This is a genomic window from Nostoc cf. edaphicum LEGE 07299, assembly GCF_015207245.1.
Taxonomy (GTDB): Bacteria; Cyanobacteriota; Cyanobacteriia; order Cyanobacteriales; family Nostocaceae; genus Nostoc; species Nostoc edaphicum_B.
This window is the reverse complement of sequence record NZ_JADEXF010000163.1, coordinates 1-7,181: the sequence shown is the minus strand read 5'-3', so window position 1 is coordinate 7,181 and position 7,181 is coordinate 1. Positions and strand designations below refer to the sequence as shown.

General features: G+C 38.8%; 4 protein-coding genes and 1 pseudogene. All 5 read left to right on the top strand.

What is annotated here, in order from left to right; translation table 11 throughout:
* Nucleotides 1-374 (top strand): annotated as a pseudogene (locus IQ229_RS06925) (tRNA (adenosine(37)-N6)-threonylcarbamoyltransferase complex dimerization subunit type 1 TsaB); the annotation flags it as partial.
* A 571-nt stretch (nt 375-945) separates the two neighbouring features.
* The gene (locus IQ229_RS06920; RefSeq protein ID WP_194042429.1) at nt 946-1,440 is read left to right on the top strand and encodes a hypothetical protein; all 495 of its coding nucleotides are present in this window, start codon (nt 946-948) and stop codon (nt 1,438-1,440) included.
* Between the two features lie 231 nt (nt 1,441-1,671).
* Nucleotides 1,672-2,136, top strand: a complete 465-nt coding sequence (locus IQ229_RS06915) for a hypothetical protein (protein ID WP_194042428.1) — start codon at nt 1,672-1,674, stop codon at nt 2,134-2,136.
* Nucleotides 2,137-2,176: 40 nt separating this feature from the next.
* Entirely contained in the window at nt 2,177-3,586 is a 1,410-nt protein-coding gene (locus IQ229_RS24440; RefSeq protein ID WP_194042427.1) for a hypothetical protein, read from the top strand.
* 15 nt (nt 3,587-3,601) lie between these two features.
* Nucleotides 3,602-7,021 carry a beta strand repeat-containing protein gene (locus IQ229_RS06905; RefSeq protein WP_322743949.1) on the top strand — a complete coding sequence of 1,140 codons (3,420 nt, stop codon included), beginning with the start codon at nt 3,602-3,604 and terminating at the stop codon, nt 7,019-7,021.
* The last annotated feature ends 160 nt before the right edge of the window (nt 7,022-7,181 follow it).

Here is a 7,181-nt window from a genome sequence, read left to right as displayed (position 1 = left end):
ATATTCCTGTATTTGCGATTTCAACTTTGGCTGCGGTAGCTTGGTCAGAAGTAGGCAAAAGCCAAAATTTAACAACTTTTGCTGTGGAAATGCCAGCACAACGAGGTCAAATTTTCGCTGCTATTTATCAGTTTGAGCCAGATACTTCTAAACTAAAAGTGTGTTTGTCAGATAGAGTGTTGACACCAGAAGCGTGGCAGGAAACTTTAGCGAATTGGAACACTAATTATCAGCTGATTCAAGCTCAATCTGGGCTAGCAGCAACGGTGACAAGTATTTTGGAACTAGCTAATCTCGATTGGCAAGAGGGCAAATTTCCTAATTGGTCAGAGGCTTTACCATATTATGGGCAACATCCAGTACAGGATGCATAGCCATCATGAACGTGGAAAAGCCACGAAAAACCTAACCCACTAGGACGTGTTTTCAAACTATAACCACAAGAGAATGGAGGCGATCGCTCTGGACAAATTAGAGTTGTGGGTAAAGGCGACGAGTCCCATCACATTTTACTACAGTTAGGTCTAATCCTAACCTCTACCTCCACCAGTTCCCCATCGCCGTTGGCAATTCCTCAACAAGTGCGATCGCCTTGAGCAAGCCCTCACTACTGATAGTGTTCTGAAATTTCTGGCTGGTATCAAAAATCCTTAACTGAACCGTATTGCTTTTTAGATCCTATTTAACTTAATAATTTCATTGCCAAAGTAGATAAAAGAATTCATGAAAATCATACATTTAACGTAGTTATTACGTAAAGGTGTGTTTAAGCGACTTTAAGCAGAATTTCGTAGATACAAATCTGAATAAAAGATGTATAAAGGAACAAGTGACTGTACTCAGTATAAATAAGTATTAACTTATACAAATACTTGAAAAAGCAGTCACATTCGGTCTGAGAATGCTTTTAATTTAGACCTATGTAAATTCATTCCCGGAAATACAATGATAGACCGTATCCTTCTTTTAGCTATTTTCATTTTCATCGGAATACCATTAACCATGTTAAGCATCTTCTATAGCTTAAATTATTCAGGTTTCTGTTTTGCAAAGATGCGTTATTTAAGTAATGAAGAAAAGTTACGAATAGCTTTTGATTATAACAACAGGGAGGATACATTACCTGTAAATGTAGATGGAAAAATAAAATTTTACGAACATATCAAGTATGCAAGTTTTGATGAATATATCAAAGAAAATCCAGACTGCTGTTCTATCAATCACGGTGAAGCTTACAAGATTGCACAGTCTTCATTTATTCCAGAGTCTTCATTTTTAGATCCTATATCTGGACTTGGTTTTCGCGATTTGACAGTCATAAACTTCAAAGTACGTTATTTAGATGAGAACGGTAATCAGAGAGTACAAGAAGTACGTCTTGGAAATACTTTACGGAACTGTGGTCGTCCAGTATCCATTTGGTTTGATAAAGAACCATAATCAAATGAAGTACAGAAGTATGTAATAACGTATAGGTGTGTATCTCTAACTTGTACCGTACCAAAGGGAGAAATACTGTACCTATTAAATAACTCAAAAGTATCGAGGATTAATAATGAAGTTGTAACCATAAGAGCAAACTTCGAGTAATACAAATCTTTTAGATAGGAGTTGAATTTGACTGCAAAATGTTTTGACTGAAGAACTATGTAAATTATCGCAGATACAATAATGAACCGCACCTATTTTTTAGCTAATTTCCTTTTAATCGGATTCCCGTTAACCATTTTAAGCATATACTTTAGCTTAAATTATTCAGGATTCTGCTTTGCTAAGATGCATTATCTCAGTGAGAAAGAGAAGCTTAAATTAGCTTTTGATTCTCTAAACAATGCAGAAAAATTACGTATCCCAATTGCAGGTAAAATGCAAGATCGCGAATTTATTAAGTATAAAAGCTTTGATGAATATATTAAAGAAAATCCTGATTGTTGTGCGATTAGTCCTCGTGGTGGTGTCGAGGTGGCTATACCAGATTCTTTTTTAAATCCTCGTATACTTGGACTTGATTCTGGCGAGGGGATACGTATTAAGTTCAAAGTGCGCTATTTAGATGAAAATAGCTTGCCAATATCTCAAGAAATCACTACTGGTATTGCTTTACAAAACTGTGGTAAAGTAATAGTTTTCAATTAATACTTCTTAAGTAAAATAACTGAAAATTTTGGAGGATCTTATGGCAATTTTAAACAGAAATGATATTACAAATTTGTATTTGTATGGTCAGCTAACAACTCCTGTTAATTTATTAGATAGTAGTTTGATTCGACCTAAAGATACTGTTATAAGAGTAGATGTTGATGCAGTAGAGTTAATGAAGGGTCCTGGTAGGTTTGCAGTCGGAAGCCAATTTGAGCTAATAAAAAGATTTTTCAACTCAAATATTTCAATTTCACCTGGAACTTACACTAAAAGTGAAATAAATGCTCGTATTTTGAAAGCAGATCGCATTTATTGGACGATGAAACAATATAATTATGTTGACAGCGTTGATGATTATTTAGATCGGGTTTGGGTGTACAACTCGATGGCATTTAAAATTTCTGATGATGCTAAATTTATTGTTGAACAAAATGGTGAAAGGCGAATAGAAAATTTTGCTACTGAACCTTTTATAAATGAAGATCCTAATAAAAGAGACAATTTTGACTTTGGTTCAGAAGATATCACGACATCTATTTTAAATGCCTTTGCAGGGCCAAAAATAGATCCATCGGGGATTGGTAGAAAAGTTTTTCTGGATTATGTTAATGCTGATTTAATTCCTAGAACTACATATACTCAAGAAGCTTTTGAAAAAGATTTCCAAAAAAGCAATTCTTTGTTCAATTCTGGGTACGTTGACACACCAGTAGCAATAGGCATATTAATAGGACTCAGTGGTGGATTTATTGATGGACTATTTAATGACGGTGTTATAAAATTTCTTGACGGTAATAAGCCGATTATCTATGGAACAGTAGACGCAGATGTCATCTCTGTAGAAAAATCCCCTATTGATGGTGAGGGTATTATTGGGGGTATACAGTCAAAAAATTACCCAACTCTCTATAAGTTTAAAGGTAATGGTGTTGTTCTACTTGGTGGAAAAGGAGCGGACACCCTGATCGGAGGAACCAGAACCAGCGATATTCTGATGGGTAATGAAGGAAATGACCAACTAACTGGTCAGCTTAGTCATTTTTCTAGAGGTAATGATACCCTTAATGGCGGTGCAGGTAACGACACTCTTGATGGGGGTTTAGGAGATCGAGATATCGCTGTTTTCTCCGATAAATTTGAAAACTATAAATATACCATCTCTGACAGAGGGCTTTTCGGTCTTGGAGGAAAAATCATAACCTTTGCTCATAATAAAGGAACTCAGGCTGATGGTACAGATACACTGCAAGATATCGAGTTTGCCCAATTTAGCGATCGCATTGTTCCCCTACCTTTAAAAGATGGGCCAAAAGACACCAAACAATCAGACATTTACGATAATAACGGGCAGTTATTTGCATCTGTTTCGTTGACTTTGCCAACTTTTATGCTTGATGAAGATGCCGACTATACGTTAAACCTATCTTCAGTACAAGGTACGTAGTATAATTTCGTCTACATCATTGACGTATCAGGCAGTATGTTTGGTACTCCGCTTCAGGAAGCTCAAAATGCCTACATCAGTTTAACTAATTCATTAATTTATAGTGGTATTGCAAATATCAGTCGTTTTGCGGTTATTAGTTTTAGCAACAGTGCTTTTTCAACCGGTGCAATAAGTCCAACACAAGTAAGTACAGAAATTCTATCATTAAGGGCTGGTGGTGGTACTGCCTTTAGTGACGCTCTGGGTAAAGCTTATCAGTTTTTACAAGCATTGCCTCAAGGAGGGACGAATATTGTTTACTTTTTGTCTGATGGACAAGCTGGCGATAGCTTTAGCTCCAATGCCTCGGCGCTTCAGTCCATAGCTAATGTTCGAGCTTATGGTATTGGTAGCGGCGTAGATACCAATCAGTTAAATATAGTCGATTCTGACGATGCGGTATTGCTATCTAATGCTTCAAGTTTGTCAGATGAGTTTAATAACTCAGGTTTGTCTGCCAACGATATTCTGAGTATCAACATTCTTGTAAATGGTACTGTAGTTGAAACTATACTACCAAACCAATTAGTTAGTAATCCATTGGGTTTGAGCTTTAGTGGCTCTATAGAAAATTTAAGTGTAGCTCTTGGCGCTCAAAACAAAATCACAGCTGAAGTCTTTTTTACCGACGGAACCCCACCTGCTCAGATAGATTTTACAGTTGGAACTGGCGAAACATATATTGCAAGTCTGGATGGAGGAACTCCCACTGCCTTGGCTGTAAATTCTTTGGCAGCAAATACTTTCTTAGCTGATGTTAGTAGTAATACTTCTTTGCAGAACTCCACCATTGCACCTGTTAATGCAGATCCATTAAGTAATATCGTTGAAGGCACTTCTGGCAACGACCTGATTATCTTAGGAGCAATCGATTTAGGAGCAAATGCTGGTGCAGGAAACGATAAAGTAGTTGGTAATAATCTCGATAACATTTTCAATGGCGGTGTTGGTAACGATTCTCTATTTGGTCATGATGGAGACGATCAAATAAGTACTGGCGATGGCAACAATTTAGTAGATGGTGGTGAGGGAGTTGATACTGTAATCTATGAAAATATATTGTTAGCAAATAGTCAGATTCAAAAAACAGGGAAAGTAATTACTGTAGACAACAAAGACACCCTGCTCAATGTAGAATTTATTCAATTTTCCGATAAGAGAATCAGTACCGAAAGCCTAGTACCTGTGCCTATTTTAAAAGGGTATGATGTTACTCTTGTTGAAGGTGATTCAGGGACTACGATTGCTCAATTTACATTAGACCTTTCATTTCCAGCACCAGTTGACATACACTTTTCCTACAAAACTGTAGATGGAACAGCCCTAGCTGGATCGGATTACGTCGCTACGTTGGGACAAATCACCATTGCTGCTGGTGAGAGTAGTGCGACAATTGAAGTTGAGTTAATTGGAGATACTGAATACGAGCCAGACAAAATATTTGCTTTGAGTCTGTCTGCCTTAACTGGAGCTACCTTTGAAAACAACGAGGTAGAGTACACTCTAATTGGCAACATAGAGAGCGACGATCTACCTAATACCCCACCTTTAGCTTTTGGTATAGGTGATATTACAGTTACCAAAAATGCTCCTAATACGAGTATAGACCTGTTTGCAGCTTTTGAAGACACTGAAGAAAGCGATACTACTCTTACCTATTTAATTGAAGGTAATACAAATAATGGGCTGTTTGATAGTGTCACTATTAATGGACTTACTGGAACTTTAACTCTAGACTATGCTGCCAACACCCAAGGTAGTGCCGACCTTACCATTCGTGCTACTGATAGCGAAGGTCAATTTGTCGATACCACTTTTACAGCCTTAGTCATTGCTGCTAGTAATGCCAAGGATGTTCTGTTTGGTAGCTATGGCAATGATTATCTTGATGGGGGTAGTGGTGACGATGAAATATTTGGGTTAGAAGGGAATGATCTGCTCCTCGGTGGTACTGGTAATGATTCATTGCAAGGGGGTGCAGGCAATAATACTTTAAACGGTGGCATCGGCAATGATACTTATATTGTTTACAGTCCTACTGATACCATCATTGAAAATGTCAGTAGTGGAACAGATACAGTTATAGCAGCCGTTGACTTTTCAATTGGTGGACTTGCCAACGTAGAAAACTTAGTACTAATAGGTAACGCCATTGCGGGTACTGGCAACTCCCTAAGTAACAAAATCACAGGCAACGCCCAAGACAACATTTTGAGTGGTAATGCTGGTAATGACTCCCTAGATGGCGGTGCAGGTAACGATACGCTGATTGGTGGTGTTGGTAATGACACTTACACTGTTGACAGCATAGGCGACATGATTGTTGAGAATAGCAATGAAGGCACTGATATAGTAAATGCTGCCGTTGACTACTCCCTTGCTGTTGCCGCCAACGTAGAAAATCTAGTGCTGATAGGTAATGCGATCGCGGGTACTGGTAACTCTCTAAGCAATAACCTGTATGGGAACAACCTCAATAACATTTTAGACGGTGGTGCTGGCAATGACTACCTGTATGGTGAAGCAGGTAACGACACCCTTTACGGTGGAGATGGCAACGAATACCTTTATGGTGATATCGGCGATGACTATCTTGATGGTGGTGCTGGTAGCGATCGGCTCAACGGTGAAGCGGGTAACGATACACTCAACGGTGGAGATGGCAACGATACCCTCAACGCTGGTACTGGCGACGATGTGGTGAAGGGGGGACTGGGTACTGATACCTACTTTGTTGACAGTACTTCGGACAGTATTTTTGAAGACACTAATGCTGGCATCGATAGCGTAAATACCTCTATAACTTGGACGTTAGGAAATAATTTAGAGAATTTGACCTTAACGGGTACAAGCGCTATTGACGGTATTGGTAATATCTTCAACAACACGATTGCAGGCAATAGTGGTGCTAACAACCTATTCGGTAATGAGGGGAATGACAGTTTGAGCGGAAATACCGGGGATGATTTACTTGATGGCGGTACTGGCGATGATACAATGCTTGGCGGGTCGGGTAATGATGTGCTAATTGGCAATTTTGGCCATGACGTACTCACTCTAAGTACTGGTGCTGATATCTTTGTTCTCAACAGTCCCAGCGAGGGTGTTGATAGAATTACGGATTTTTCAAGTATTGATGATACACTTCATGTTTCTGCTGTGGGTTTTGGTGGTGGGTTGGCTCCGGGTACTTCCATTATGGCAGACCAAATCCTCATCGGCAGTGGCGCAGTTGCGACGACTAGTGCTAGTCAGCGATTTATTTATAACACTTCTACTGGTGCGCTGTTCTTTGATGCTGATGGCAATCAAACTGGGTTTGGGGCGGTGCAGATTGCAACGCTATCTAATAAACCTTTGATTAGTGGTAATGACATTTTTGTTATTGGCTAGTAGAGTTTAGGTAACTGCCACAGTCAGAAAACTACACAAATACCATGTTTAATTCCACTTTATCAAATCTTTTGAAGAGTCTTGGTTATAGCGGTTCTGACCCATCACCGACAGCTATGTTAAGTTTGGCTCTTCTGGAAATAATGCTATCCTTCAAATT

Bases quoted from the DNA above. Each gene is read 5' to 3' on its own strand.
- IQ229_RS06920 (WP_194042429.1), top strand. From the start codon at position 946: ATGATAGACCGTATCCTTCTTTTAGCTATTTTCATTTTCATCGGAATA.
- IQ229_RS06915 (WP_194042428.1), top strand. From the start codon at position 1,672: ATGAACCGCACCTATTTTTTAGCTAATTTCCTTTTAATCGGATTCCCG.
- IQ229_RS24440 (WP_194042427.1), top strand. From the start codon at position 2,177: ATGGCAATTTTAAACAGAAATGATATTACAAATTTGTATTTGTATGGT.